The organism is Vibrio sp. 1078-1 (assembly GCF_033340475.1).
The window spans coordinates 1-578 of record NZ_JAWOWM010000653.1; the positions used below are offsets into that span (position 1 = coordinate 1).

Here is a 578-nt window from a genome sequence, read left to right on the forward strand (position 1 = left end):
TATTATTACTCACTACTTTTATAAAGCGCAATAATTTTAAGAACATCAGCTGTAATATTAATTGCTTTAGAGCCTGATGGTATATCCATCTTATCTTGGTATTGCACCCAAACTTCACCATTTTTTGATATACGGATCATTGCAAATGTTTGGTTAAGAAATGACTTATTGACGCCAAGCTGCTCATGAATATCATCATTCATAATCATCCCTATTACATGTTGGTAGCAGAATATGATGAATACTAATCCATGATGTTCAGTAAAACAATACTATTCATCCATTATGTTTAAAAATGGACACTTGAATATAATATGAAAAGCCAGATCTTTGATCTGGCAGATATCAATGAGGTTTTATTAAAGACTGGAACACAAAGACTCTAACACCTTTCTTTCAGTGCTTAATTTTTTAACTCTATTACCAGTCTCAAAACTGTCTATTTTACTCATGTGTTTAACAAAACGATCAGCATTTGCTTTACTTGAAATTTTGAAGTTAGATAAATGATTGTAAGTCTTAATTTTATCAGTTAATTTTTTATCATAGAAAAGCATATTCTGAAAAAGAATATCAGG

1 protein-coding gene and 1 pseudogene are annotated in these 578 nt (G+C 29.8%); both read right to left on the bottom strand.

Going from position 1 to position 578, the window contains the following annotated elements; genetic code table 11:
• Positions 1–5: 5 nt before the first annotated feature.
• A complete protein-coding gene (locus tag R7190_RS29315) occupies positions 6–203 on the bottom strand; it encodes a hypothetical protein (protein WP_318138131.1) in 198 nt (65 codons plus the stop codon).
• A 156-nt stretch (positions 204–359) separates the two neighbouring features.
• A pseudogene (locus R7190_RS29320) lies at positions 360–578 on the bottom strand (hypothetical protein); the annotation flags it as partial.